The following is a 26,058-nucleotide window of genomic DNA, read 5'->3' on the forward strand; positions in this document are numbered from 1 at the left end:
TTATTTGGGTGTATTGCCTGGTTAAATTCTACTTCTCAATCCCATGTTTATTGGAAATATCACCACTTTGCTTGAAGTGACGATAATGTCGCCATGGCTTTAATCGTACTCACTGATGCAAAACTGGCTTTTGGCCACGTTGACCTCCTCGCAAATACTGCTTTCTCATTGGAATCTGGGGAGCGTGTTGGCTTAATTGGCCGCAATGGCACTGGCAAATCTTCTTTATTGAAGATCTTGGCTGGCATAGAAAAAATGGATGATGGTTTGCTGCAATATCAGCAAGGCCTCCGCATTGCCTATGTTCCTCAAGAACCAATATTTGAGGCTGAAGAAACTGTCTTTGATGCCGTATCCAAGGGTGTAGCTCAGGCCAAGGCGCTGCGCGAAGAGTATGAAGCTCTGAGCGTAGGAGAGTGGGACGATGCTGCTCACCACCGCCTTGACGAAGTGCAATCCCAATTGGAGGCTTTAAGTGGCTGGAACTGGGAGCAGCGCGTTCATGAAACATTGGATCGCCTGCATTTAGAAGCTGATGTCAAGATCAATACCTTATCGGGTGGAACGAAGAAGCGTGTTGCCTTAGCTCGCGCTCTTGTGGAGATGCCGGATGTATTGCTATTAGATGAGCCTACCAACCATCTCGATTTAGATTCGATTTCTTGGTTGGAGGATTTGCTTAAAGAGTACAAAGGCTCGGTAATTCTGATTACCCATGATCGTGCCTTCTTAGATAACGTTTGCACGCAAATTGTAGAACTTGATCGTGGAATCTTACGCACCTACCCAGGAAATTTCTCGGCGTACGAAGTATTAAAAGATCAGGAGATGAATTCTGAATCTTTGGCTAATGCGCGCGCGGATAAATTACTCGCCCAAGAAGAGGTCTGGATTCGCAAGGGGGTTGAAGCAAGGCGTACGCGTAGTGTTGCGCGTATTGCGCGCTTAGAAGCACTGCGAACTACTCGCTCACAAAGACGTGATGCGGTTGGGCAAGTCAAGCTTGCAGTTTCCGCGGGAGATAGAAGCGGCAAGATCGTTGCGGATCTGCAGAATGTTTCTAAGTCTTACGATCGCCCGATTGTGAAAGATTTCACGGCAACCATTTTGCGTGGCGATAAAGTGGGTCTGCTTGGTCCTAATGGTGCAGGCAAAACTACGCTTCTCAAATTAATACTGGGGACGATCGCGCCAGATTCTGGAACGGCAACCATGGGCACTCGCATTGAGGTAGCCTACTTTGATCAGATGCGCGAAGGCTTAGATCTCAATGCTTCGCTTGAGGACTACATTAGCCCAGGTAGCGAGTGGATTGAAATCAATGGCAATAAGAAGCACGTCAAGAGTTATTTGAGTGATTTCTTATTCGCACCAGAGCGTACTAATTCACCAGTCAGCACTTTGTCTGGTGGAGAGCGGAACCGTTTATTGTTGGCACGCTTATTTGCCCGTCCTGCAAACGTCTTGGTTTTGGATGAACCAACCAATGACTTGGATATCGACACTCTGGATTTACTCGAGCAATTACTCCAAGACTACAAAGGTACGGTGTTCTTGGTCAGCCATGACCGCTACTTCTTGGATAACGTCGTGACCAGCATCATTGCTAACGAAGGCGATGGATTCTGGCGTGAGTATGAAGGTGGTTACGAAGACTGGAAGATCCAGAAAGCGCGCTCAGATAAGATCCGTGCGGCCAATGGCGGCGCTAAAGCTGTTGAAAGATCAGAGGTAAAGCCAGAGATAAAAGTTGAATCAAAGCCCACTGCTGTAAAGGGTAGCGTGAGCAAGCTCAATGGGAAAGAACGGTTGGAGCTAGAGGCATTACCTTTACAGATTGAGACGCTTGAGACGGAGCAAGCAGATATTGGTATTGCGATGAGCAACCCCGATCTTTATAAAAACGAACCTGAATTGGCCGCGAGTATGCAAGCGCGTCTATCTGAAATTACTGCAGATCTAGATATCAAGTTACAACGCTGGGAATTGCTCTTAAGTCGTTCAGAATCTTAATTTGATCTGCTTGGTTTATGACTTGCTCAGCACCATAGTCAAAAACCTGGAGATATCTACTAGCTCATCTGGGTGAAGAGAGTGTTCCATCGGGTAGGTATTCCAGTCCACCTGATAGCATAATTTTTCTAGGATATCAGCTGAAGCCTCAGCTCGTTCTGGAACGATCACAGCATCCCAAACACCATGCGCCATAAAAATCGGTGTTTTGCTATTTGCATCACTTCTCTCGACTGCAAGTGATTTTGCTAGGGGCAGGTAGCCTGATAGAGCCATGATGCCTGCCAGTGTGTGTGGAAAGCGTAGACCGACCTGTAAAGACATGGCACAGCCCTGTGAGAAGCCAGCTAAAACAATTTTGTCATAGACAATGCCACGGCTTGCTTCTCGCTCAATTAGCTCCGCAATAGCTGTTGCGGACTTGTGAGTGCCGGCAACATCTTCGCGGGCATTAATGTCTCTTTCGGTAATGTCATACCACGCTGGCATAAGGTAACCGCCATTGACAGTGACTGCCATAGAGGGTGCACTTGGAAAAACAAAGCGTATAGCAGGGCACTCAGACAGATTGAGTTGCGGAATGATGGGTACAAAGTCATTGCCATCAGCCCCTAGTCCGTGCAGCCAAATGACGGAAGCGCTTGGATTGGGGGCGGTTTCAATTTCAATGCAAGGCAATGTGGCCATGAATTTTTATCCTAGATTTTCACGAAGCAACTGATTGCGCAGGCGACTAATTTCTTCCAGAAGATCAAGTGCTAAAGCAACTCCAGGCGTATTGAGTTCCAGATCATGAGTTAAACGAGCAGCAGTCTTTGCACGCTTTAGAGATTCCCCACTAAAACGCCAGTCTTCAGGGGATGAGCCAGTAGGGCTCAATACTCCCTCTGTTACCCATGACATGATGAGATCCTGGGGCGCACGCGTAGCCTGTGAAATTTCCACAATGCTCATGTGCACCTCTTCTTCAACAAGACTACCTTCAATCCAGGTGATTTTTGTTTGTGTCATGTTTATCATCCCTTCAGGTGGGTTCTGGGGTTGAAATCAAAAGCTTTCTCTAGTGATTGATAAGCTTCTTTTTGAGCATCGGTTTCTGCGCTAGGCAAAACAATATTTGGCACAACGTACAAGTCACCAGCTTCTTTGCTGGGGATACCTTTTTCTTTGAGTCTCATCTTGCGACCTGTTGCTGTGCCAGCTGGAATCTTTAATTCCAGAGTGGAGCCCGCAGGGGTAGGGATATTGACAGTAGTACCTAGTGCAGCTTCCCATGGTGCTAGTGGTAAATCCAGGTAAACATCTTTTCCGTCGACACGGTAAATAGGGTTTGCATGAAAATCAATCTCAAGGTACAAGTCACCTGCACCACCTGTACCCATACCAGGACCGCCTTGCCCAGCTAAGCGTAAATTCTGTCCGGCCTTGATGCCCTTGGGAATGCTGACATCAAGTTTGCGTTCCTGTGTGCTGACATGACCATTGGCATCTTGCGCAGGCATATGCAGGGAAATGGTACGTTTTGCGCCGTTATAGGCATCAGCAAGATCAATCAGGATTTTGGCATGATGATCTTGACCTTTAAAGTTCATGCCCTGACGGGGGTTACCACCTCGACCACCTTGAGTATGGCGACCTCTGCCAAAAAGAGATTCAAAGAATTCACTTTGATCACCTTCATAGCCACCACCAAATCCACCATGGCCACCACCAAAGTTGCCATCGGAATATTCAAATCCCTCATTCCAGTTCGGTGGAGGTGTGAAATCTTGGCCATTTTTCCAATTGGCGCCCATGCGATCGTATGCCGCACGCTTCTCGGTGTCTTTCAGTACGGAGTAGGCTTCTCCGACAGCTTTAAACTGCTCTTCTGCGCCAGCTTCTTTATTCACATCTGGGTGATATTTGCGTGCTAGCTTGCGATAAGCCGCTTTAATTTCTGCTTCGGTTGCACCACGTGCTACACCGAGTGTTTCGTAGTAGTCCCTGAATTTCATAATCCTAATGAAGTCCTGATTGAATCAATAAGCTTCATTCTACAATCCCTCGGCTAAATTTTCGGTCTCTTTTTGAGTGTAGAAAAAGCGGGCATAAAGCCCGCTTAGAATCAACCTGCTCCAGGATCTGGGCTTAGCTCATGACCCCGACTTGCCATGGTACGAATTCATAATCTCCAAGACCTAGCAATTCACTTTTAGAGGGTTCACCAGAGGCCGTTCTGAGAAAGAGCTCAAAAATCTGCTGCCCCATCTCCTGAACTGAAACCGCACCATCTAAGATCTCACCGCAATTAATATCCATGTCTTCGGTAAGCCGCTCATACATCGGTGTATTGGTGGCAAGTTTGATGCAAGGTGCTGGCTTTGATCCAAACATGGAGCCACGCCCTGTAGTAAATGCAATCAAGTTTGCACCGCCAGCAATTTGACCTGTTGCTGAAACTGGATCAAAACCAGGTGTATCCATAAACACAAAACCTTTGGCCGTTACTGGCTCTGCATACCGATACACTTCCATTAACGGTCCCGTTCCACCTTTCATGGATGAACCAAGTGATTTTTCAAAGATATTGGCTAGGCCGCCGATTTGATTCCCGGGACTGACTTGTCCATTGATCTGAACATCGCGACCGACAGAATATTCATCCTTCCACCAGCGAATACGTTGAATTAATTTCTCACCAATAGCCTTGCTTGCTGCTCGGCGGGTCAGTGTGTGTTCAACACCATAAATCTCCGGCGTTTCAGAGAGAATGCCGGTGCCACCATGACGCGACAAAATATCAATCGCAGCGCCCAAGGCTGGGTTAGCGGTAATCGAAGAGAAACCATCCGAGCCACCACATTGCAAACCAACGCAAAGGTGGCTTGCAGAGACAGTTTGCCTTTTCACTTTATTGGCTTCCGGGAGAAGTGCTTTTACAGCCTCAATTCCTGCTTCAATTGTTTTGCGTGTTCCACCAGTTTCTTGCATGATGAAAGTGTGCAAAGTGGAATTTTCTTGCAGGGCTTCTTGCTCCATCAACCCTTTGAGTTGATTACGTTCACAACCCAGGCCGATGATCAGAGCGGCAGCTAGGTTAGGATGCTGCGCATATCCAGCCATGGTTCGGCGAAGCAGTTGCATAGGCTCGCCACTCATTTCCATTCCACAACCAATACCATGACTAAATGCAACCACCCCGTCGATATTGGGAAAATCTTTTAAGTGTTCGGGGGTAAACCACGCTGCAATTTTGTTCACGACGGTTGCAGAGCAATTCACAGTAGATAGAATGCCAATGAAATTGCGTGTACCTACTTTGCCATTGGCGCGCACGTAACCTTGAAAAGTCGCACGTTCAGTTTCTGGTAAGAGGGTAGTGGGTTTGTATTCGCTAGCATAGGCATAGTCGCGATCGAATTCACGAAACTCCGTGTTATGACTATGAACCATCGTGCCAGGCTCAATATCGGTATTGGCGAATCCTACGGTCACGTTGTATTTCAGAATAGCTTCGCCCTTGAGAATTTTCTTTGCTGCAATTTTGTAACCTGCTGGCACTTGACTGCGGCTCGTGAAATTCTCACTTGGGACTGCTTCACCAATTGCCACATCTACCCGTGCAACCACAATGTTGTCATTGGGATGGAGTCGAATAATTGGCCCGGCTAATTTTTTTTCAGATGTTTCAATCATGTAATGCTTTCGGTAAATAAGTTTTTTATTGATTAGTCCATGTTCAATACATCAAAGGCTGCTTTCAACCTTTTTGAATACGAATTTGAGGTCTGCAAAACCTCTTCCGGTGTCCATTTTCTAAAGCCTTCGCCGGCTTTCATACCAGTCTTTCCATCATTCATTAATTGCACCACTTTTGGCGGTAGAGTGGTGATATTGGATAGGGATGGATAGATTTCTTTTGCTGCATTGGCCATGCCGTCCCAGCCAGAGATCTCTTTTTGAGTCATTGGACCAACTGCTGCATAACGAAAACCAAAGCTATAGCGTACAGCATCATCGATATCTTCGGGGCTTGCAATTCCTTCTTGCACTAAAGAGAGTGCCTCTCTCATCAACGCATGCTGAATACGATTAGCTAAAAATCCTGGAATATCTTTTTTCACTAGCACTGGTTTTTTATTGATAGCTTTATAAAGCTGGCATACCTGTTCCGCAAAGGCTAACTCTGTTTTTTCTCCTATCACAATTTCAACTAACGGAACTACTTCTGCTGGCATAAAGTAGTGAGCACCCATCATTCGGTTTGCGGTTTTCAGGTCGGCAGAGATTTTGGTAATTGGAAAGCCTGAGCTATTACTACCGATCGGTATGTGAGCTGGCACTTTGTCATCAAGGTAAGCAAAAATCTGTTTTTTTAATTCCAGATTTTCCGCAACCGTCTCAATTACCCAAGAGCAATCACCCCATAAATCCCACGCGTCCATGGTGGCGCTCACTTGAGCTGCTTCAATGGTGGCCTCATCAAGGGAAGCGTTCCCACCATGCAAGCCGATCTTAATTGCTAGTTGAGTAGCCTTTTTAAGACAGTCACCAGATTTCTCTTTGCTTCTTCCCAATATTGCAACAGGGATGTTATGAGAGATGAATCCCGCTGCAATTCCTGCTGCCATAGTTCCTGTGCCGATTATGGCTACATATTGACTCATATTTTTATCTTATGCGGTTAAGTTTGGGAATGCTACAAGTGTATTTATTTATATAACTACAGTAGATTATCATTAATTATGTTTTAATGAATCAGCATTCAATATAACTTATCCGTATAACTTTATAAGGTTTTTTGCTATGACGATGTATAACCCATTTCAGCCGGTAGAAAAAATTAAGGCAGAAGTTTTTATGTCGATGCCTGCTAAATTCAGAAAAAAATCCCGTACCGCCTGGTCAGACCCCAATCGTCAAAATGCTGAAGTAGAGTGTTTTTTAGAGGGGCCTTCCTTTGATCGTGAGGGTAACTTATGGTTTCTGGATATTCCTTTCGGTCGAGTTTTTAGAATTACACCCAAGGGCGACTGGGATTTAGTGACTCAGTTTGATGGTTGGCCGAATGGCTTGAAGTTCCATAAAGACGGCCGCGCGTTTATCTGTGACTACAAACTGGGCTTATTGGCTCTTGATCCCAAGACTGGCAAGGTCGAAACAATCTTAGGATCCATGTACAGTGAAAACTTCAAGGGTTTGAATGATTTGCACTTTGCTTCCAATGGAGATCTGTACTTTACTGATCAAGGTCAAACCGGCATCGCGGATCCAACGGGTAGAGTATTTAGATTGCGGGAAAATGGACAGTTGGATCGTTTAGCCATAAACGTACCAAGCCCCAATGGCATTACCTTGAATACGCAAGAAAAGCATGTATTCGTTGCGGCTACAAGATCTCAGCAAATTTGGCGCTTGCCTCTGATGGCGGATGGCTCGGTTTCTAAAACCGGTGTAGCTATTCAGTTGACTGGTGGTGTTGCTGGGCCAGATGGTATTGAGATGGATTCTGAAAATGGATTATTGGTATGTCACCTAGGTGTTGGTATCTGGAGGTTTGATAGCAATATGCTCCCGACACATTTGATCTATTCTGACAACCCACATCATCATCACTTGGCAAACATGTGCTTTGGTGGCGAGGATGGCAGAGATTTGTACATTACCGAATCTCTCTCTGGCGATATCTTGAAGGCGCGTTTACCAGTAGCTGGTAAGAAGATGTTTGGTCTCTCCTAAATTGAAAGAGTCTCTACCGCTTTATAAGGCCTTAGCAAATTCGCTGACTCAGCGGATTTATGAGGGTGATTGGGCGGTAGGGTCTAACTTGCCATCGGAAGCAGTGCTCTGCAAAACCTTCGAAGCAAGTCGTCATACATTGCGACATGCTCTTCAAACTTTGGAGAGGGATGGTTTGGTATTGCGTCGACAAGGAGCGCCAACTCAGGTGATCTCACGACGGAAGGTGAGAAGATTTACTCAAAGCTTTAATTCGCCCATTGATATTTTGAGTTATCCAAGAAATACGTATCGACAAAATATTATTGAAAATTTTATTGAGTTGGATAAGTCGCTAAGCGAAATGATCGGCAGTGCAGTAGGATCTTCCTGGTACCACATTGGAGGTATCCGCAAGCAACGGGAGTCTGAAGAAGTCATTGCGTGGACTGATATCTACATCCTACCTCAGTTTGCATCTTTAACTTCGGATCCTGAGCACAGTCAAGTGATGGTGTTCGAGCAGATTGAGAAAAAATATGGCACTCGTATTGATCGAGCTGAAGTAGATGTGTACGCTCTAGGTGTACCTGCCACTATTGCAAAGAGGCTTGAGTTGAAGGTGGGCGATCCATGTTTAGTTATTGTTCGTCGTTACTTCGATAATCAGGACAAGCTTTTTGAGGTAACTTTTACCTACCATCCTCACAATAAGTACACTTATAAGATGGAGTTTAAGAGTGATGTCGGTAACTAAATTGCAAGAATCAATATGAAATACTTATCTGTCGCTAAAGCTGAAGCATTTATTGCTGAAGCATTGTATGCTCACCAAGTGCCTTTGGCAGATGCTCAAGTTGTTGCACAGCTGATGGTGAAGTCAGATCTTGTTGGTGCTGATGGGCATGGAATTTTTAGGTTGCCCGCTTACATCAAAAGAATTGGTGCGGGCGGCATCAACCTCACTCCCAATATTCGTATCGAACGTGAGCAGGGTGCAACCGCCTTGATTAATGGCGATAACGCCTTAGGTCATTTGGTCATGAATAGAGCGGTTGATGTTGCAATAGAAAAAGTCAAGAAACACAGCGTTTGCTGGGTGGGTAGTCATTATGGAAATCATTCTGGAGCAGCATCCGTATATGTCAGAAAGCTAGCCGAACAAGGTTACATTGGTATTTATATGGCCGTTGGTAATGCTAATCACATGGCGCCATGGGGTGGCATTGATTTGTTGTTATCAACTAATCCAATTGCGATTGCTGTGCCATCAGGCGATAAGCCAATTGTGCTATTGGATATTGCCACTACGGTAGCTGCTTACGGTAAGGTAAAGCTTGCCGCTCAAAAGGGCGAGGCTATTCCGGATACTTGGATGATTGATAGAAATGGGCAGCCAATTACGGACCCCAAAAAATCTAGTGAAGGTTCTTTGCTGCCAATTGGTGGATACAAGGGATATGGGCTTGCCGTGATGATTGGCTTGCTTGCTGGGGCCTTAAATAATGCAGCTGTTGGTAAGGAAACCATTGATTTCAATGCCCACCATGATCTCATTACTAATACAGGTCAAACAATTATTGCGGTTGATCCTAGCGCCTTTGGAGATAAGGAGCTATTTACTGCCCGTGTGGTTGCCTTGGTTGATGATTTGAAGGCTTCCTCTAAATTGCCTGGTGTAAACCAAATTCGAGTGCCTGGAGACGGAGCTGCTAGAGTGATGGCAGAGCGACTTCAGAATGGCATTCCAATATCAACTGAATTACAAGAGTCTTTAAATAGCTGTGCCAAGGAGTGTGGAATTGCAGTATTAGATTTATAACTTACCGAAGGGGACAAAAATGATTAAGAAGTCGATTAAAAAAATAGTTTTAGCTGCTTTAGTGTTGCCACTAGTTTTGGGAACGGCATTTGCAGCTTACCCAGATAAACCAATCAAAATGATGATTGGATTTGCACCTGGAAGTGCTACCGATATTGTGGGAAGGATAGTTGCCAATGAACTCAGCATCGCCTTAAAGCAGCCAATTGTCGTCGAGAATAGGGGTGGTGCAGCTGGCACGCTGGCAGCAGACGCTGTTGCTAAAAGCAATCCTGATGGCTATACCGTTCTATTTGCTCAGAATGGCTTGGCCATTAATGTGGCATCTAATCCGAAATTACCTTTTGATGGGCAAAAAGATTTACTCCCAGTAGTAGGAGTTGCAGCTACTCCACATATATTAATTGTTGGCAAGGGCTCAAAGGCTAAAAGTGTTGCTGAGCTTACTGCAATGCTCAAAGCTGCTCCCGGTAAGCTGAGTTTCGGATCATCCGGAATTGGTAATTCTGATCACATGGCCGGTGAACTTTTTTTAGCGACTACGGGTACTCAAGCGATTCATGTTCCTTATAAGGGTGGTTCTCCAGCAGCAACAGATCTAGTAGGCGGCCAAATTGATTTTTATTTTGCCGGCATGCCAGTAGGCCTTCCTTTATTTAAGGGCGATAAGGTGAATGCATTAGCTGTAACTGGCAAAAACCGATTTAGTGGGGCGCCTGAATTAGTCACAATGCAAGAGGCTGGAGTGAAGGGTTACGAGATGGCTTTATGGCAAGGAATATTTGTGCCAGCAGGAACTTCTCCAGCAATCATTAATACCTTAAGCACAACTGTTCTGAAAATTCTGGATACTCCGGAGATGAAAGAGCGTTTTGTAAAAGCGGGTGTACAAATGGCGCCTATGAATACACAGCAATTTTCTGATTTGTATACTTCCGACATCGCCAGATGGAAGGTGGTTATTGAAAAGGCAAAAATTAAGTTAGATTAAATTTTGCTTAACTAAAGCATGGGGTGTTAACACCAGTTAGCACCCCATTTTTATTATTGGTAAAGCTCAAAAACCAAAACTTCAGCGTTCTTGCCGTTACCAATAGTTAGTTTACTTTCGCCTTCAATTAGTAAGGCATCTCCACCAGATAGCGATATGCCATTGATATCCAGAGAGCCCCGCACAAGATGGGCATAAGCCTTGTGATTTGGGTCAAGTTTTAATTGCTGAGATTGGGATCCATCAAATAAGCCTGCATATATTCGGGCATCGGAATGAATTTTGACCGCGTTACCTGCGCCATCGGGGGATGCTATTAAGCAAAGTTTGCCTTGCTTGTCCGAGATAGGGATGGATTTTTGCTCGTAACTTGGCTGAATTTCCATGATATTTGGTTGAATCCAAATTTGCAGGAAGTGAGTGGTCTGATCTTTAGCGTGATTGAATTCACTATGGGTGACCCCAGTTCCAGCGCTCATACGTTGAACATCGCCGGGTGGGATACCTTTCACGTTTCCCATGCTGTCTTCGTGGGCCAATTCACCAGATAAAACATAGCTGATGATTTCCATATTGCGGTGGCTATGCTTACCAAAACCCATACCTGCCGCTACTCGATCCTCGTTAATTACTCTTAAATTGCCCCAGCCCATAAATTGGGGGTCATGGTAGCCAGCAAAAGAGAAGGAATGAAAGCTTTTAAGCCATCCATGGTCTGCAAAGCCACGTTCTTGGGATTTTCTAAGGACTAACATCTCGGCTCCTTTTCGGAATGCGAATATGCCTATTATCATTAGCTTTTGACATATTTGCTGATTGGCATTCCATGGGAAGTATCAAACAAGACATTAAAGAATCTGCCCTTGGTTTTACTGAGGCCGCCCAAGAAAGATGGAGAGATTTTGTCCAGTTTCTGAAAGAGACCTGGCCAATTCTTGCATTGCTTTTCGTTTTGCTGGCGGGTATTTGGCTATATGCTGATCCACCACCTCCGCGGCAAGTATTAATGGCTACCGGAACTGAGGGTGGTTCATATGAGTTAATGGCTAAAAAATATGTCGATTTTTTTGAGAAAAAAGGGATCAAGCTTGAGTTGGTAAAAACCAAAGGTGCTCAAGAAAATCTAAAGCGCCTTGCCGATCGTAAAGATCCCTTGCAAGCAGCGTTTGTTCAGGCTGGAACATTTAATCCAGACGGAATTGGTGGTATTGATTCACTGGGTGCGGTTGATTATGAGCCTATATGGTTTTTTTATCGCGGTCCAGAAATTAAGGCGGGTAATTTTAGAGAAGCCAACGGTCAAATGAAATATTTCCTAAAGGGGAAAGTTTCAGTAGGTGCAGTTGGTAGTGGCACCCACTCTCAAGCTATGCGCTTGATTCAGGCATCCGGACTTCAGAAAGAAGCTCATTTCTTATATTTACCTAACCATGAGGCAGTAAATGCCCTTAAGAAGGGTGAGATTGATGGGGCATTTTTAGTTGATGGTTATCAATCAGAAAATGTTCAAGCATTACTGAGTGATCCACAAATTCATCTCGCCGGATTTGAGCGAGCCGAGGCATATACCCATCTCTTGCCTTACTTGCATATCTTAAAAGTGCCTATTGGTGGATTTAGTTTGCCCAGAAACAATCCTGATGCTGACATACAGTTGATATCAACAACAACCAATCTATTGATTGATGATCGCATGCATCCTGCACTTCAATTCCTATTTTTAGAAGCGGCGCATCAAATTAACGGCAAAGCTAATTTCTTTGCGCGGCGTGGTGAATTCCCTTTCTTTGGAGATTCTCACTTCCCAGAGAGTTCAGTTGCTGTGCATTATGAGAAAAATGGTTCGCCTTGGTTGATGACCTTTTTCCCATTTTGGTTAGCGGAGCTCATCAACCGTTTAGTTTTTGTATTCTTGCCCTTCTGTGCCATTGCTTATCCAGCCCTCATTAGTCTTCCTGGCTATCGGGATAAGCGGATGCGCCGCAAGATTAATTCTTTGTATGGGATTCTCAAAGGCTATGAGCAGGAGATGATTGAGGGTTTCTCATCAGGATCTGGTGATGAATATCTTAAAAAGCTGGATTTGTTGGAATATGAAGCGCTCCAATTAAAAGTTCCCAAGAGTATGGCTGGCGACTACTATACTTTGAGGACCAGTATTGATTATGTGCGTAACTGCTTAAATCGAGATACAAGACCATATCAACTTCAAGATGCTAGTGTTGATATTTAATACGATATGCTGCTTAAATAAAGATTTGTCCTATGAGACCTTATGACCACCCCGATAGAAGACAGTTGCACGATGAGGTCCATGCACGCCCCCCAATTGCGCTGTGGCCAAACGAAAGAGTGCTATCCCAATCTTTTCTGCTCGATGCGAATTCTCGCAAAACTCAAATTGAATGGATTCAAAAGTTAAGCGCTGCATTAGGTGCGCCTAAGGATGAGCGGGGACACTCTTTCAAAATATTGACTCTAGCTCCTGAGCCGCAAAGGGTGCTGATTAAGTGGGAATTGCATGGTGAGTTTGCAACCATCGCAGCCATTGTGCATAACCCCGTCAAAATTACTGGACCTCTTCTGGAGTCTCGCCTAGCCCTTGAAAAGAGTTTGGATAAATTACTTCAGGATCTGGGTTGCCCTATTATTATTGAGGCGGGTGGCGAAAGAATTTCCGCCTTAGATCTTGCGTTTGAGCATCGCCCTCTGTTTTCTGAGGCTCAAGAAGTTTCCGCTATTTTTAGTGGCAATACTGTGCTGGGAAGTTATATTTTGTTGAGCAAGCGCGCTCAACTGTGGACGGATTTAAGTTTGGATGAAGATGGCTTCATCTCTTACTTTATTCCACACGATATCTTGGGCTCACGACAAGCTGGTCGTATAGCGCGAGCTCTTGCTGAGGCGGAAACCTATCGTATGGCAGCTATGATCGCATTCCCAGTAGCCAAGAGCCTCTCTATGCCACTGAGAAGCGCGGAGTCGGAATTGGCAGATCTTTCTGAGAATATTTCTCAGCTACAAACCGAGCCTGGTATCCATACCGAAAAGGATGGACAGTTTTTAGGTGAGCTTTCTCATTTAGCCTCAAGAGCCGAGCAGTGGATTTCAGGCTATGGATTACGATTTACGGCCTCAGAGGCATACAGTCAATTGCTTAGTAAAAACCTATACGAGTTAGCAGAATCCCCGATTCCAGGTGTGCAGTCCTTGTCAGAGTTTATGGATCGTCGTTTTCAGCCTGCGATGGGAACCTGTATTTGGACTCAGCGTAGGTTAAAGGAGTTATCTGACCGAATCTCGAGAACAACTCAAACCCTGAGGACCCGTATTGAATTTGTAAATGAGGAGCAGACGCAGAAATTACTAGCTAGTATGGATCAGAGAGCGCGTTTGCAATTGCGCCTGCAAGAGACGGTAGAGAGTCTATCGGTTCTGGTGTTGACTTACTATGCAGTGAGTTTATTGGCCTATGTCGCTAAAGGCGGCAAAGAGGCTGGTCTTGCCATTCATCCAGAGATTGTTGCTGCAATTGCAGCTCCAGTAGTGGCGATCGTCTTCTTGTTCATTAGCAAGCGACGACGCAAGCGAATAGTTGAGATGGGTAAGTCCCTTTAGACATTAAAAAAGAGGCCTAGGCCTCTTTTTTAATTGCAACGGTTTCTTGATGAGCTTAGCCGAGGCTGTCTGCCCAGATATTGTGTGCCCAACCCCAAGCATAAACACCCTCGAGGGCTGTAGGTCCTGGAGATAAGCCTCCAGCTCCTTTAACCGGCAAGAAGGTTTTCTTTTCGGCATCATATTGATGCACGCTAGCCACGTGAACTACATCCCTGGTATTAACAAAGCTATAGCAGGTATTGGTAACCACTGGAGCTGGATTAACTTCCAAGCCGCTGAGTTCAGCCACGATAGCTGCTGCTGCAACCTTAGCATGCTGATTGGCCATATGCCCTGATTTTGGCATCGTTGGAGCAATCTGAATCGAGTCACCCAAAACGTGAATATCTTTTTGGGCAGTTGATTCAAAGTTCAAGAAATTCACATTGACCCAGCGTCCATTGGAGTTGGCTAAACCTGTCTTGATGGCAATTTCACCGGCAGACATTTGCGGCAAGACATTCAACACATCAGCCTTCACATCATCAGCAACTTCCAGTTTGAGTGTTTTGGTCTTAGCGTCAACACCAACTACATTATGTTTAGGTCGATACTCAATGATGCCGGCGTACTGCTCGGCCCATACCTTCTTGAATAAACCACCTTTTGAGGTGACATCCTGGTTAGCATCCAGAATTAATACCTTGCCCTTAGGATTATGTTGCTTGAGGTAATTTGCAACCTGGCATGCACGCTCATAAGGCCCTGGAGGGCAGCGATATGGTGCCTCTGGAATGCTAATTGCAAAAGTACCACCTTCGCGCATGGCGGCGATTTGTTTATGTAGGGCAACAGTTTCAGGGCCCGCTTTCCAGGCTTGTAGGGTTACGCCATCCTTGTTGGCTTGTGCGAGGCCCTCAACACTATTGAAGTTCAGTGATATGCCGGGAGATACGACGGCTTTGTCGTAACGCAAAGTTTTGCCGGAGGCGAGGGTTACCGTTTTCTTTTCCGGATCAATACTGCTCACGCTGTCTTGAATAATCTTGATGCCATGACGCTTGCTCAAAGTGTCATATGGTGATGTGATTTCAGCCAAAGTTCGTGAACCACCAACAACTAAATTGGATAGTGGGCACGAGATAAAAGAAGTATTTGGCTCTATGAGGGTCACTCGTGCTGTGTTGTTAGAGAATAGGCGCAAATACTTGGCAGCAGTAGCGCCACCATAACCGCCACCAATCACTAGAATTTCTGCTTTTTGTAAATTAGCTGCTCTTGTTTGTCCGCTGAGACCCGCAAGCAAGCCAATTGCTGCAGCGCTGTGACCTATAAAGTGTCTACGATCCATGCCGCCTCCTTATTGTTTTTTGCCAAGTTGATTGGCAATAGTTTTAAGTTGTTCATCTGTGTAGCCTTTAGCTAACTGGGGCATGATGGTTCCTTCGAGTGCGCCAGATTTGTAATCCATGAGTTTTTTCAGCATCTCTTGGCTGGAAAGATTGTTAATAAGTGGCATACCACCCTCAGGAACTCCTTTGCCATCAGTGCCATGACAGTTGGCACAAGTTGCAGCAAGGCTCCGGTTATAGAGTTTGGTGGCATCTGCGTTTTGCGCAAAAGAAACGGTGCTCAACTGGCTGATGCCAATAAAGGCGCTCGCCATAAGAATCGGTTTTAAGTACTTCATTCGCATAGGAATCTTCTCCATCAAGCATGCAACTGTTTTAGGGTTCTAAATCGTTATAGACTGTATATTAATCAGATCAAAGAGCGATAAGTGTTTGTACTTAGATTGTTTGGTGATTTGCTTATATCAATCAGTGAGGCTTGGACGCCTGTTTTAAGGGTGATTACTAAGGACCTATAAACTATCGTTATGCGAGGCTCTTTTTCCTACCGTAGCGCGATAGCGATTCTCTTATTGGGTATCTTTACGTATTTATATGCTTTAGATAGTCGCTTTGCCCCAAAGAATGGGGATGAATACCCCTATATGCACATCGTACGGATGACTGCGGATGCTGGCGCTTGGTTGCCCCTTCAATCTGAGATGGATGGCATTAAAAATACTAAGCCACCCCTGTTATTTTGGGGGGGTATCGCCAGTACTGCTTGGGGTAGCGATTGGAGTCTTTTTGCGCTGCGTTGGCCCAGCGTTCTATATACCGGCTTAACAGCATTTTTCTTATTTTTGGCAGTCGCTCGCTTTAGTGGAAAAAAGCAGACCGGCATGCTGGCAGCATTAGTGTGGCTTTCTTTTTTTGCAAGCTATCGCTATGGTCGCCCATTTCTCACTGATCCCCCGGAAGTATTTTGGTTGAGCTTGCCATTCTTTGCGCTGCTCTATTGGGGTAGAGCTGCCTTTGAATCTAAGCTCTTATTTCCGCTGTTGGCGGGTGCCTCATTTGGTATGGCCTTATTGTCAAAGTCCTTTGCTTACATTGTTCCAGCTGCGTTTGCCTTAGGTCTTTTTTACTGGCGCTGGCGCGAGTGGAGTATTCCAAAAGTCTTATTGAAAGACTTATATAAAGTCATTTTGATTACTCTTCTTGCTCTGGGTGTATTCGCGCTCTGGTTTGTGCTGGACCCTTTTCCAGAGGCAGTTTGGAAAGAGTTTGTTCTGGGCGAGAACGCTGGCAAGTTCGAGGCGCGGAGCTCACATTACCTGCTTGATCTAGTGCGTGGAGGGGATAGTATTTGGATGCTAGCCTTAACGACTCTAGCAAATGCCGGTCTTTTCACCTTTGTGTTGATTTCTGCTTTGCTCCAATGTTGGCGGGAACGTCGATTTTTATCGCTTGAAGAAAGCTTATTGCTACTCTTGGTGTTGGCATTTTTTATTGTGTTCAGTTTGCCAAGTCAGCGCTCTGGTCGATATCTGCTGCCAGTGATGCCCGCATTTGCTGTCCTAATCGCAATTTACTGGGAGAGATTGCCTTTGTGGGGATTTCGGATTGCATTGCTTTTACAGTTGATCTTGCTTTCTGCGCTCTCTTGGGTTGGCGGAAACTTGCAGCTATCGAATTTCTTGGGACAGCCTGGCATCTGGAATTACTCCCTATGGCATTGGGGATTTATGGGGACTTCGATTGCCTTAGTCTTGCTAGGTATATTTAATCGGGATCGCAGTAAGGTTATTGCTTTGGCGGGATGCTTTCTTTGCTACTGCGCACTCACTACCAGTCTTTCGCCTCTAGAGGGAGCTTTAGGCCGATACTCTCAATCTACTATTCGGGATGTTGCTGGAAAAGATGTTTGGGTGCCTTGTGACTACCGCGCTAAAGATGAGGAGTATCGACTCTTGTTGCCTGGTGCAATATTGCATGGCTATTTGGCAAAGGATGCTTCCCAGATTGATTTGCTCACTAATACTTATCCATTAGTAGCTGTTCAGTCTGCAATAGATGTAGAGCCAGTGCTTTGTGAATCTTGCCAGATCGTCGGTAAGCGTATGGAGATGCGTGCTCGCCATTCCAATGCTGAGATTCAGGCGATACTTAAAGGCCATATTGGAGAGCATTTATTTGTGAATGAGTATTTAATTTCTACACCCGCAACGATGACCTTGCCATTGGTAGGTAAGGACGCTTGTCGATGAACCGCGTAGTTGCTTTTTGTTTTTTATTACTTGCTTCTGTGTTGGGCTATCTACATATTGATAGTCGCCCAATATGGGCTCCATTTGCAGTTGAATTCCCAGTTAACAGTGCGCTGCAAGCAGATGATGTTCCTCAGTCAATCGAGGACACAAAGTCGGCTAAGAATATTAAAAATATTGCATCACCAAAGATTGCGCAACCAAGCCTCAGGATCGATTGGTTGCCAGATACCGGAGCTCCCTCAGTACACGCTGCTTCCTTAATTGCGCTGAAAGATGGCGCGATTCGGGCCTTCTGGTTTGCAGGGAGTCGCGAAGGTGCGCCAGATGTGGTGATTAATACATCTGTGTTTGATCCTCAGGCAGCTAGGTGGAGTGCTCCAACTGTTGTAATGGATCGAGTTAGTGCAGAAAAGGGTCTGTCCCGTTACATTGCTAAATTAGGTAATCCCGTTCCAGCAAGACTGGCAGATGGTCGCATGCAGTTATTTTTTGTCACCGTATCGATTGGAGGTTGGGCAGGCAGTTCAATCTCTTCAGTGATCTCGGATGATGAGGGTTTGACTTGGGGTCGGCCTCAGCGCTTGATTAGCTCGCCCTTAATTAATCTGAGCACCTTGGTGAAGTCCCCGGCTGTCACATTTACAGATGGACGCTTGGGTTTGCCTGCTTATCATGAATGGATTGGTCGCTTTGGGGAGTTCCTCAGAATCGAGGCCAGTCAGGTTATTGATAAACGACGTATGAGCTCTGGTAGGAGTGCAATTCAGCCTGTAATTTTTGCTGATGGGCCGCAAGAGGCAAGCGCTTTTTTCCGTCAAACACGACCTAGCTCGCAGCCAAAGCAAATCCCCGCAAGTGAAACCAAAGATGCTGGACAGTCTTGGACCGTAACAAAGGATCTCGAAATTCCAAATCCAAACTCAGCCCTTGCTGCACTTACTTTGGCTAATGGCACAAAATTAATGGTGCTCAATAATATTGAAGCAGCGCGTTATCGATTGGTAATGGTGATGTGTGAGCCACACTCTAATCAATGGCGAGTGATTCAGGTGCTTGAAGATGATGAAACTTTACTCAATAACTTACATCGAGAATTCTCATACCCGTACTTAATATCTGCTGATGGTGAGGATGCCCATCTTGCCTATACTTGGAATAGACAAAAGATTAAGCATGTGTACTTTCCGGCTGCCTGGCTCAAATACGCTGTAAGCAGTCTTAAAGAAAAGGATACGCAATGATGGCGCCATATTTACAAATCATTGCCTTGCTTGAAATGTCGCTTACTTGTGCGGTAGTGTTGATGATTCTTTTGCAAAAACTATCATCAACAGAGATCCCATTGTTAATTCGAGTGCTGATCGTTTTATTACTAGGCAATCTATTTTTCTGGCCGCTGGGAATGTCGCTTGAATTACCATTGTCGGCATACGTCCGTGGCGTTACTGGTGAGCTTAGTATCATGACGATGCTTTTGTTGTGGAGCTCCATCTTGCCTGCTGCACAAAAGACGCCGCTGGGATTCAAGGTCCCTTTAGCAATCATTGCAATTGTGTTTTATCCCCTGGCGTTAGGCTTTGGAATGTTCGACCCCTATGTATGGGGCTATGGTTCCATTGGGTTCTTAGGTGCTGTCATTTTATTTGCCCTAGTCTGCGGTCTGGCTGGATGGACCAAGGGTGTTTGGCTTATTTCAGTTGCAATCATTGCTTGGGCAGCCCATTGGCATGAGTCAGCGAATCTCTGGGACTATCTCCTCGATCCTTTCCTGGCGATCTGGGCTCTCTTTGCCATCCCCAGCACAATTTATCAGAAGCGTCGTGAGAAGGCGCAATCAGGATATCTTTTTAGAGCGGGTTGATTGTCTATAAAGTAGGTATTGATCCTAGCGATGATGCGGGTGCAATAAAAAAGGCCAGCTATAAGCTGGCCTTTTAACAACATTTGCAATCCGATTAAAGATTAATCAGAAATCTTTGATTTACGAATCAATGGACCCCACTTATTGAGCTCTGAATCAACTTGAGCCTTAAGAGATTGTGATGTGACTTTATCCATTGAAACAATGTCAATACTGGACTCATCAAGACGCTTTTTAATATCTGGATCTTTCAACGCGGCTTTCAAGGCTGCATTCACCTTCGCTATAACAGCTGGTGGAGTGCCTTTAGGTGCATAGATACCATGCCAGACTTTAACGTCAAAGCCTTTTAAACCTTGCTCATCTAAAGTAGGAATATTAGGCAAGCTTGGCAAGCGCTTTGGTGTTGTTACGCCAAAAGTTTTCACTTTGTCTGCTTTGATATATCCAACAGTCTGAGTGGTTTGATCGCAGAGCAGATCAACCTGACCGCCTAACAAATCAGTAAGTGCTGGACCTGTACCTTTGTAAGGAATGTTGGTTAGCTTCACACCTAAGCGACTTTGGAACAGTAAGCCGCAAAGTTGTGACACTGCGCCTGGGCCAGCATTAGCCATAGTTACTTTAGAGCCATTAGCTTTGATATAGGCTTCGAGTTCTTTAAAGTTGTTTGCTGGCAAATCTTTTTTGCCTAAGAGCACCATTGGAACATCAACAACTTGACCAATGTATTCAAAGCTCTCTAATGGATCGTATGGGAGCTTGTCATAAAGGGCTGGCGCAGTTGCCATGCCAATGTGATAAATAAACAGTGTGTAGCCGTCTGGTTTTGCGCGCGCAACTTTGGTTGCTGCAATTGTGCCGCCTGCGCCAGTTACGTTTTCAACTACGACAGTTTGCCCAAGTGATTTGCCCATTGGTACGGCGAGCAAGCGAGCAACAGTATCTGTAGGTCCACCTGCTGAGAATGGAACAATTAAGGATATCGGTTTTGTTGGATATGCTTCATCTGCTGCTGAGGCTTGTGTTGACAAGAGGCTGCCGGTAAGGAACAAGGCCCCTACGCTGGCTAGCAAAGTTTTCTTTAATTTCATTTAAGTCTCCGTTAATGTGTAATGCGGGGTAATTTTGCCACTTTTAGCAACTATCGACTTTAGGGTTTACCAGTAATGGCAAGTGTCCTTTGCGCCAATAAGACCACTGGTCGGTCAATCATGCGGCCATCTAATTTCACTGCGCCACCCTTAGATGCTTTGTCCGCTTCAATCACGCGATGTGCCCAAGAGACTTCTGCGGCAGTAGGCATAAAGGAAGTCTTCACTAGGGAAACCTGTTTTGGGTGGATGCATAGCTTGCCACCAAAGCCCATTCTTTTCGCGCGCTCTGCATCGTCTGTAATGCGCTCAATGTTGTCAGTAGAAGGAGTAACCCCATCAATGGGAGGGGCAATTTGCGCCAAGCGTGAGGCCAAAATAATCTGAAAGCGTGCTGTTTGCAGTTCGGTTTCTTGGGCGTCACACACCATTCCCAAGTCTGCCTGCAAATCAATATTGCCCAAAGCCAGACGTAATACCTGCTCAGAGTTTGCAATCTCATTAAGGCGATCAAGGCCAATGGCAGTTTCAATCATTGGAATGATTGCTGTGTTTGGCAGGATTTGTGCTGCACCATTAATTTGGTCGAGAGATTCACTCTTAGGAATTAACAAACAGGCTGCATCTAATTCTTGAACCAAGATTAGGTCGGCTGAATAAAAATGACTGCCAGGAGAATTCGATCGAATGATCAGACGTTTTTTTTGTTCTGCACTAAACGTAGGCCAGGCAGAGCGTATAGCAGCACGTGCAGATTCTTTTTCTTCCTCAGCAACTGCATCCTCAAGGTCGATGATGACGCCATCGGCGCCACTATCTAAGGCTTTAGTAAAGCGCTCTGGGCGTGTGCCCGGAACAAATAAAAAGGTGCTGCTAAAGCCAAGGGGTGTATCAAGTGGGTTCATCAATGAGGCTTTATTAAAAATGAAGCAAAAGAGAAAAAATAAACGACTCTGAAGTTAAGGGAGTAATCGGCCTATCTTGGACTGATTGCGGATATTCCACAAGCGCTCGATAGCGGCACTCATCTCGCTTGGGCTTGCGCCGCCACTAAATGCAGCAAGACGCATCGCCTTATCTGTAATCTCAGTACGGCTTAGGGTATTTCCAGGATCGCCCTTGGGTTCATCAACACGACCCTCTAATACTTCACCATTATTTAAGTAGACTTTGACTTTACCGATCCAGCTTTGGGGGTAAGCACTATCGACTTCAGGGTCCAAGACCATAGTGACGCGATCGCGGAAAGAGCAAATATCTTGATCATGGAAGTGTTGATCAAATTCTTGCAGGCCTGCAAATTGATAGTGGGCAACTATCGCGAGTACGGTACCCATTGAGAACTTAGATTGGTGCACGGTTGTGGGGTCGGTGACTGGACCCAAGACATCGATTGCCCCTTGGTGAACCAAGGTTTCCACCTTGGCGATATCGCTAGGCTTGAGATCTTGTTTCAACATGACTTGCAATAAGGCATCGGCAGCAGGGTGTGTATGACGACATGAGGCGTGATATTTGAAGCTCGTCTCAGCAATGGTCCAGCGAGTTCCTAGTCGATCAATTAATTTGCTTGGATCAGAATCACTCGACATTCCGGCGGCCAAACCCTGTTTACCTTCTAGGATGTGTTCGGCACCAGTAAAGCCAGATTGCGCTAAGTAGGCTGACATCAAGCCGGTTGAAGCGGCATGTGCTGTATGAAGTTGCTTGGAGTCAGCGGCATCGCGCAGAAATTCCCAAAGGCCGGCAGATTGTGTTCCAGCTGAGCCAAAGGCATGCAGCATTTGGCTTGGGTTGAGTTTGAGAAGATGACCTACAGCTGCTGCTGCAGCTAAGGTACCGGCTGTGCCTGTAGTGTGAAATATTTTGTAGTGTGAGCGACCTAGGAATTCCCCAACCCGAATACCGACTTCATAGCCAGCGACTGCAGCTACGAGCAGATCTCTTCCTGAAGCGCCTATGGCTTGGGCGGTTGCAAGAGCAGCAGGAAATACGATAGTCCCCGGATGAAATACGGAACCATTGTGCACATCATCTTGTTCGGCTACGTGCGATGCGGCTGCATTTGCTAAGGTAGCCAAGAAAGGGCTTGAAGTTGTGCGGTGAATCAGAATTTCAGCAGAGCCAGGGTTGGTGGCATTGAAGCCCCCCATGTTTTGCGCAAACTGCGTAATAGCCTCTACGGCGCGCGAACCTTTGCCAGCAATTGCAGACCCAAACCAATCTACTAGTAAATCTTCGGTGCGGGAAATCACCTCTTCAGGAATATCGCCAATCTTTAATTCAGAAGCAAATGTAGCTAAAGCTTTAGATAAATGCGGAGAAGTCATAACAAAATCATTCCTTAGGCTAAAACTGCGGTGGCTTGCATGGTGAGCCAACCTTCGTGATCTTCAGCCCAAATAGAGATGGTTTTTCCAGACGGATCTTTCTCTAGATCCGGTTTGGCGCTGACTTTAAAAGGATTGATATCAAAAGTAGGGCGAATTGCGCGGAACTCAAAGCTCTTCAATCTGCAGCCTGGAATACTTTGACGCACTAGATCTACCAACAAGCTTGCAATTAAAGGGCCATGAACAATCAGGCCAGGATAGCCCTCTACTTCAGTGACGTATTTACGATCATAATGAATGCGATGACCGTTAAATGTCAGTGCTGAGTAACGAAACAACAAAACATCATCCGGCCTTATCGTCTTGGTCCACTGTGCGCCTGTAAGTGCGGGTGTGGGTGCAACAGGTTTATCGTCTGGGCCAGGTGCATCGCGATACACGATGTCATGCTCTTCAATTAAGGCTAAGCCATTTTGATTGGAGATTGCATGCTTCACCAATACGAAGATGAGATCACCGGTGCGACCTGCCTTGTGCGTAACAGATTCAATTTTAGAAACGCGTTCGATCTCATCGCCCACTGCAAGTGGAGCTAGCCATTGAACTCGGCTACCAGCCCACATCCGACGTGGTAGCGGTACAGGTGGTAAAAATCCGCCACGTTTAGGGTGACCATCAGGTCCGATTTCAGATTGAAGGGCGCAAGGCAAAAAATAGAGCCAGTGCCATAACTCGGGAAGAAAGGTTCCATCATTCGGGGTAGGGTCGGAACGATCGAGCGTCGCAGATAAAGCTTTGACAGGTGCTGCTGTGACGATGTCTTGAAGGGTTTCGGTTTTGCCGAGCCACTCCTGGAGATGGGTGATGGTTTGAGGTTCGATTCGCATAACTTCCATTATGCCAATTTCGGCCTTAAATGCGATGGGTCTAGATCAATAAACTTGCCAGTAAATAACTGAGTAAGCCCGCTAAGGCTGAACCGGTTAACACGCTAATAACCCCTTTTTGAAATTTAAATAGCGCTAAACCTGCAAGTAAGGTGATTGCAATCGAAACCCAAGAGATGGAGCCACCAAGACCAAGTGGAAAAAAGACGTGATAGGCAAAGAACAGTCCAAGGTTGGCGATGACGCCAACTACAGCGGCAGAGATTGCTGTGAATGGTGCAGTGAAACTCAATTTGCCATGTGTGGACTCAATGAGTGGTCCACCGACCAAGACCAGGAAAAAAGAGGGTAGGAAAGTAAACCAGGTGGCAACGCAAGCACCAAGCACGCCAAACCAAAATGGATTGCTATTGCCAATGAGATGTTGAATGTGACCAGCGAGGTAGCCAACAAACGCTACTACCATGATGAGTGGTCCGGGGGTAGTTTCTCCAAGCGCTAAACCATCCATCATTTGGCCGGCACTGAGCCAATGAAATTGATCGACAGCTCCTTGATAAACATAGGGCAGAACCGCATAAGCGCCTCCAAATGTGAGAAAGGCAGCCTTTGTAAAAAACCAAGCGATCTGTGGATAGAGTGTTTTCCATCCAAAAATTAGAGCCAATCCAATAAATGGAATAAGCCACAGTCCTGTAACAACTGAGCTATGTAATACCAATCTTTTTCTAGAAAACTTGGCATGCTCTGGAGTGGGCGTGTGATCGTCAATGATTGCAGCAGCATGGGTCCCACTCACTTTATCGTGAGAAGCAGTTTGTTGAAAATATTCTGGGTAACGCTTACCACCCCAAATACCAAGCAAGGCTGCGAAGATAACAATGATCGGGAATGCTAAGTTGAATATAAATATCGCTAGAAAGGATCCCAGTGCAATCCAGCGCAACGCTTGATTGTGAATCGTACGTTTACCAATACGTACTGCTGCATGCAGGACGATAGCAGTGACGGCAGGTTTAATTCCGAAGAAGATCGCGGCAATCCAAGGAACCTGGCCAAAAGTCAGGTAGATCCAAGATAGGCCAATCAAAATAAAGAGAGAAGGCAAGACAAATAGGGTGCCGGCCAGAACACCACCCCAAGTCCGATGCATGAGCCAGCCAATATACGTGACCAACTGCTGAGCTTCTGGCCCTGGTAAGAGCATGCAATAGTTCAGCGCATGTAAAAAGCGCCGCTCAGAAATCCAGCGACGCTTCTCAACAAGCTCTTGATGGAGGACGGCAATTTGTCCTGCAGGCCCACCAAAGCTAATAAAGCCGAGCTTGGCCCAAAATTTCAGGGCTTCGCGAAGTGGAACGCTCAAACTTCTTCCATTCCACCAACAACTTGGCTAAAGCCGTTATCAACATAAATGATTTCAGCGGTGATGCCGTTTGCTAAATCAGATAACAAGAACGCAGCGGTATTGCCAACATCATCAATGGTGACGTTACGACGCAGTGGTGCAGTTTGCTCAACGGCCTCCAAGATCTTTCCAAATCCTTTGATGCCTGAGGCAGCCAAAGTTTTAATTGGGCCTGCAGAGATACCGTTAGCGCGAATGCCTTTAGGTCCAACTGAGCCAGCGATGTAACGTACTGAGGCTTCTAGTGAAGCCTTGGCTAAACCCATCGTGTTGTAGTTAGGTACGTTCTTCATTGAACCTAAGTAAGTGAGAGTCAATAAGGACGACTTGTCGCGCAACATAGGTAAAGCTTCTTTAGCCATTGCTGGGAAGCTGTAAGCAGAAATATCATGGGCAATTTTGAAGCCTTCACGAGACAGGCCATCTAAAAAGTCGCCGGCAATTGCTTCGCGTGGCGCAAAGCCGATTGCATGAACAAAGCCATCAAACTGAGGCCAAGTCTTTGCCAAATCCTTAAATAGGGCAGTAATCTGCTCATCACTGCCAACATCACAGTCAAAAATCAGCTCGGTATTGAATTCCTTAGCGAAATCAACAATACGGTCTTTAAAGCGCTCGCCAACGTAGGTAAAGGCTAGTTCAGCCCCTTCGCGGTGACATGCCTTGGCAATGCCATAGGCAATAGAGCGGTTAGAAAGAAGGCCGGTAATCAGAATTTTTTTGCCAGCGAGAAAGCCCATATCGT

The 26,058-nt window shown here is 45.8% G+C and carries 24 protein-coding genes; 10 read left to right on the forward strand and 14 right to left on the reverse strand.

What is annotated here, in order from left to right; genetic code table 11:
* Nucleotides 1–93 precede the first annotated feature (93 nt).
* Nucleotides 94–2,013 carry an ATP-binding cassette domain-containing protein gene (locus tag FD975_RS03310; RefSeq protein WP_215303090.1) on the forward strand — a complete coding sequence of 640 codons (1,920 nt, stop codon included), beginning with the start codon at nucleotides 94–96 and terminating at the stop codon, nucleotides 2,011–2,013.
* 15 nt (nucleotides 2,014–2,028) lie between these two features.
* On the opposite strand, the gene FD975_RS03315 is transcribed toward FD975_RS03310, so the two are convergent.
* The 5 genes from FD975_RS03315 to FD975_RS03335 all read right to left on the reverse strand — a co-directional run bounded on the left by FD975_RS03315 (nucleotide 2,029) and on the right by FD975_RS03335 (nucleotide 6,662).
* On the reverse strand, nucleotides 2,029–2,700 hold the full coding sequence (locus FD975_RS03315; protein ID WP_215303091.1) for an alpha/beta hydrolase: 672 nt from the start codon (nucleotides 2,698–2,700) through the stop codon (nucleotides 2,029–2,031).
* A 6-nt stretch (nucleotides 2,701–2,706) separates the two neighbouring features.
* Entirely contained in the window at nucleotides 2,707–3,024 is a 318-nt protein-coding gene (locus FD975_RS03320; RefSeq protein ID WP_215303093.1) for a chaperone modulator CbpM, read from the reverse strand.
* A 5-nt stretch (nucleotides 3,025–3,029) separates the two neighbouring features.
* On the reverse strand, nucleotides 3,030–4,010 hold the full coding sequence (locus FD975_RS03325; RefSeq protein ID WP_215303095.1) for a DnaJ C-terminal domain-containing protein: 981 nt from the start codon (nucleotides 4,008–4,010) through the stop codon (nucleotides 3,030–3,032).
* A 133-nt stretch (nucleotides 4,011–4,143) separates the two neighbouring features.
* Entirely contained in the window at nucleotides 4,144–5,691 is a 1,548-nt protein-coding gene (locus FD975_RS03330; RefSeq protein ID WP_215303096.1) for a UxaA family hydrolase, read from the reverse strand.
* 32 nt (nucleotides 5,692–5,723) lie between these two features.
* On the reverse strand, nucleotides 5,724–6,662 hold the full coding sequence (locus tag FD975_RS03335) for a 3-hydroxyacyl-CoA dehydrogenase NAD-binding domain-containing protein (protein ID WP_215303098.1): 939 nt from the start codon (nucleotides 6,660–6,662) through the stop codon (nucleotides 5,724–5,726).
* A gap of 139 nt (nucleotides 6,663–6,801) precedes the next feature.
* Between FD975_RS03335 and FD975_RS03340 the strand changes: the two genes are divergently transcribed.
* From FD975_RS03340 to FD975_RS03355, 4 genes are read left to right on the forward strand one after another with little or no spacing between them, the layout of a single operon-like run.
* Entirely contained in the window at nucleotides 6,802–7,734 is a 933-nt protein-coding gene (locus FD975_RS03340) for an SMP-30/gluconolactonase/LRE family protein (protein ID WP_251371406.1), read from the forward strand.
* Nucleotides 7,721–8,470 carry a GntR family transcriptional regulator gene (locus tag FD975_RS03345; protein ID WP_215303100.1) on the forward strand — a complete coding sequence of 250 codons (750 nt, stop codon included), beginning with the start codon at nucleotides 7,721–7,723 and terminating at the stop codon, nucleotides 8,468–8,470. Before FD975_RS03340 ends, FD975_RS03345 begins: the two co-directional genes overlap by 14 nt.
* Before the next feature lie 15 nt (nucleotides 8,471–8,485).
* On the forward strand, nucleotides 8,486–9,535 hold the full coding sequence (locus tag FD975_RS03350) for an Ldh family oxidoreductase (RefSeq protein ID WP_215303102.1): 1,050 nt from the start codon (nucleotides 8,486–8,488) through the stop codon (nucleotides 9,533–9,535).
* Nucleotides 9,536–9,554: 19 nt separating this feature from the next.
* Complete coding sequence (locus FD975_RS03355) at nucleotides 9,555–10,526, forward strand: tripartite tricarboxylate transporter substrate binding protein (protein ID WP_215303103.1); 972 nt, start codon at nucleotides 9,555–9,557, stop codon at nucleotides 10,524–10,526.
* Nucleotides 10,527–10,579: 53 nt separating this feature from the next.
* On the opposite strand, the gene FD975_RS03360 is transcribed toward FD975_RS03355, so the two are convergent.
* The gene (locus FD975_RS03360) at nucleotides 10,580–11,281 is read right to left on the reverse strand and encodes a pirin family protein (protein WP_215303105.1); all 702 of its coding nucleotides are present in this window, start codon (nucleotides 11,279–11,281) and stop codon (nucleotides 10,580–10,582) included.
* Between the two features lie 71 nt (nucleotides 11,282–11,352).
* On the opposite strand from FD975_RS03360, the gene FD975_RS03365 reads away from it, so the two are divergent.
* Nucleotides 11,353–12,759, forward strand: a complete 1,407-nt coding sequence (locus FD975_RS03365) for a TAXI family TRAP transporter solute-binding subunit (RefSeq protein WP_215303107.1) — start codon at nucleotides 11,353–11,355, stop codon at nucleotides 12,757–12,759.
* A 32-nt stretch (nucleotides 12,760–12,791) separates the two neighbouring features.
* Nucleotides 12,792–14,144 carry a DUF3422 domain-containing protein gene (locus FD975_RS03370; protein ID WP_215303108.1) on the forward strand — a complete coding sequence of 451 codons (1,353 nt, stop codon included), beginning with the start codon at nucleotides 12,792–12,794 and terminating at the stop codon, nucleotides 14,142–14,144.
* 55 nt (nucleotides 14,145–14,199) lie between these two features.
* On the opposite strand, the gene FD975_RS03375 is transcribed toward FD975_RS03370, so the two are convergent.
* The gene (locus FD975_RS03375; protein WP_215303110.1) at nucleotides 14,200–15,477 is read right to left on the reverse strand and encodes an NAD(P)/FAD-dependent oxidoreductase; all 1,278 of its coding nucleotides are present in this window, start codon (nucleotides 15,475–15,477) and stop codon (nucleotides 14,200–14,202) included.
* Nucleotides 15,478–15,486: 9 nt separating this feature from the next.
* On the reverse strand, nucleotides 15,487–15,822 hold the full coding sequence (locus FD975_RS03380) for a c-type cytochrome (RefSeq protein ID WP_215303112.1): 336 nt from the start codon (nucleotides 15,820–15,822) through the stop codon (nucleotides 15,487–15,489).
* A gap of 183 nt (nucleotides 15,823–16,005) precedes the next feature.
* Between FD975_RS03380 and FD975_RS03385 the strand changes: the two genes are divergently transcribed.
* From FD975_RS03385 to FD975_RS03395, 3 genes are read left to right on the forward strand one after another with little or no spacing between them, the layout of a single operon-like run.
* Nucleotides 16,006–17,727, forward strand: coding sequence for a glycosyltransferase family 39 protein (locus tag FD975_RS03385; RefSeq protein ID WP_215303114.1), 1,722 nt, complete (start codon nucleotides 16,006–16,008; stop codon nucleotides 17,725–17,727).
* Nucleotides 17,724–18,971, forward strand: coding sequence for an exo-alpha-sialidase (locus tag FD975_RS03390; protein ID WP_215303116.1), 1,248 nt, complete (start codon nucleotides 17,724–17,726; stop codon nucleotides 18,969–18,971). The genes FD975_RS03385 and FD975_RS03390 overlap by 4 nt, the downstream gene beginning before the upstream one ends.
* Nucleotides 18,968–19,591 carry a hypothetical protein gene (locus tag FD975_RS03395; protein ID WP_251371407.1) on the forward strand — a complete coding sequence of 208 codons (624 nt, stop codon included), beginning with the start codon at nucleotides 18,968–18,970 and terminating at the stop codon, nucleotides 19,589–19,591. Before FD975_RS03390 ends, FD975_RS03395 begins: the two co-directional genes overlap by 4 nt.
* A 101-nt stretch (nucleotides 19,592–19,692) precedes the next feature.
* Here FD975_RS03395 and FD975_RS03400 read toward each other — a convergent pair whose 3' ends face one another.
* Genes FD975_RS03400 through fabI form a run of 6 tightly spaced genes read right to left on the reverse strand, consistent with a single transcriptional unit; the run spans nucleotide 19,693 to nucleotide 26,053 of the window.
* Nucleotides 19,693–20,685, reverse strand: coding sequence for a tripartite tricarboxylate transporter substrate binding protein (locus FD975_RS03400; protein WP_215303118.1), 993 nt, complete (start codon nucleotides 20,683–20,685; stop codon nucleotides 19,693–19,695).
* Between the two features lie 59 nt (nucleotides 20,686–20,744).
* Nucleotides 20,745–21,590: a CoA ester lyase gene (locus tag FD975_RS03405; protein WP_215303120.1), complete on the reverse strand. Its 846-nt coding sequence runs from the start codon at nucleotides 21,588–21,590 to the stop codon at nucleotides 20,745–20,747.
* A gap of 54 nt (nucleotides 21,591–21,644) precedes the next feature.
* Entirely contained in the window at nucleotides 21,645–23,015 is a 1,371-nt protein-coding gene (locus tag FD975_RS03410) for an MmgE/PrpD family protein (protein ID WP_215303121.1), read from the reverse strand.
* A 14-nt stretch (nucleotides 23,016–23,029) separates the two neighbouring features.
* Complete coding sequence (locus FD975_RS03415) at nucleotides 23,030–23,914, reverse strand: MaoC family dehydratase N-terminal domain-containing protein (RefSeq protein ID WP_215303123.1); 885 nt, start codon at nucleotides 23,912–23,914, stop codon at nucleotides 23,030–23,032.
* Between the two features lie 31 nt (nucleotides 23,915–23,945).
* Complete coding sequence (chrA, locus tag FD975_RS03420) at nucleotides 23,946–25,271, reverse strand: chromate efflux transporter (protein WP_215303124.1); 1,326 nt, start codon at nucleotides 25,269–25,271, stop codon at nucleotides 23,946–23,948.
* On the reverse strand, nucleotides 25,268–26,053 hold the full coding sequence (gene fabI / locus FD975_RS03425) for an enoyl-ACP reductase FabI (RefSeq protein ID WP_215303126.1): 786 nt from the start codon (nucleotides 26,051–26,053) through the stop codon (nucleotides 25,268–25,270). Before fabI ends, chrA begins: the two co-directional genes overlap by 4 nt.
* Between the last annotated feature and the right edge of the window lie 5 nt (nucleotides 26,054–26,058).

This window comes from Polynucleobacter sp. AP-Jannik-300A-C4 (assembly GCF_018688335.1).
GTDB lineage: Bacteria > Pseudomonadota > Gammaproteobacteria > Burkholderiales > Burkholderiaceae > Polynucleobacter.

Bases quoted from the DNA above. Each gene is read 5' to 3' on its own strand.
- FD975_RS03375 (WP_215303110.1), bottom strand. From the start codon at position 15,477: ATGGATCGTAGACACTTTATAGGTCACAGCGCTGCAGCAATTGGCTTG.
- FD975_RS03370 (WP_215303108.1), top strand. From the start codon at position 12,792: ATGAGACCTTATGACCACCCCGATAGAAGACAGTTGCACGATGAGGTC.
- FD975_RS03365 (WP_215303107.1), top strand. From the start codon at position 11,353: ATGGGAAGTATCAAACAAGACATTAAAGAATCTGCCCTTGGTTTTACT.
- FD975_RS03415 (WP_215303123.1), bottom strand. From the start codon at position 23,914: ATGGAAGTTATGCGAATCGAACCTCAAACCATCACCCATCTCCAGGAG.
- FD975_RS03340 (WP_251371406.1), top strand. From the start codon at position 6,802: ATGACGATGTATAACCCATTTCAGCCGGTAGAAAAAATTAAGGCAGAA.
- FD975_RS03380 (WP_215303112.1), bottom strand. From the start codon at position 15,822: ATGCGAATGAAGTACTTAAAACCGATTCTTATGGCGAGCGCCTTTATT.
- FD975_RS03385 (WP_215303114.1), top strand. From the start codon at position 16,006: ATGCGAGGCTCTTTTTCCTACCGTAGCGCGATAGCGATTCTCTTATTG.
- fabI (WP_215303126.1), bottom strand. From the start codon at position 26,053: ATGGGCTTTCTCGCTGGCAAAAAAATTCTGATTACCGGCCTTCTTTCT.
- FD975_RS03360 (WP_215303105.1), bottom strand. From the start codon at position 11,281: ATGTTAGTCCTTAGAAAATCCCAAGAACGTGGCTTTGCAGACCATGGA.
- FD975_RS03325 (WP_215303095.1), bottom strand. From the start codon at position 4,010: ATGAAATTCAGGGACTACTACGAAACACTCGGTGTAGCACGTGGTGCA.
- FD975_RS03350 (WP_215303102.1), top strand. From the start codon at position 8,486: ATGAAATACTTATCTGTCGCTAAAGCTGAAGCATTTATTGCTGAAGCA.
- FD975_RS03310 (WP_215303090.1), top strand. From the start codon at position 94: ATGGCTTTAATCGTACTCACTGATGCAAAACTGGCTTTTGGCCACGTT.
- FD975_RS03315 (WP_215303091.1), bottom strand. From the start codon at position 2,700: ATGGCCACATTGCCTTGCATTGAAATTGAAACCGCCCCCAATCCAAGC.
- FD975_RS03400 (WP_215303118.1), bottom strand. From the start codon at position 20,685: ATGAAATTAAAGAAAACTTTGCTAGCCAGCGTAGGGGCCTTGTTCCTT.
- FD975_RS03390 (WP_215303116.1), top strand. From the start codon at position 17,724: ATGAACCGCGTAGTTGCTTTTTGTTTTTTATTACTTGCTTCTGTGTTG.
- FD975_RS03335 (WP_215303098.1), bottom strand. From the start codon at position 6,662: ATGAGTCAATATGTAGCCATAATCGGCACAGGAACTATGGCAGCAGGA.
- FD975_RS03395 (WP_251371407.1), top strand. From the start codon at position 18,968: ATGATGGCGCCATATTTACAAATCATTGCCTTGCTTGAAATGTCGCTT.
- FD975_RS03320 (WP_215303093.1), bottom strand. From the start codon at position 3,024: ATGACACAAACAAAAATCACCTGGATTGAAGGTAGTCTTGTTGAAGAA.
- FD975_RS03355 (WP_215303103.1), top strand. From the start codon at position 9,555: ATGATTAAGAAGTCGATTAAAAAAATAGTTTTAGCTGCTTTAGTGTTG.
- FD975_RS03410 (WP_215303121.1), bottom strand. From the start codon at position 23,015: ATGACTTCTCCGCATTTATCTAAAGCTTTAGCTACATTTGCTTCTGAA.
- FD975_RS03405 (WP_215303120.1), bottom strand. From the start codon at position 21,590: ATGAACCCACTTGATACACCCCTTGGCTTTAGCAGCACCTTTTTATTT.
- FD975_RS03330 (WP_215303096.1), bottom strand. From the start codon at position 5,691: ATGATTGAAACATCTGAAAAAAAATTAGCCGGGCCAATTATTCGACTC.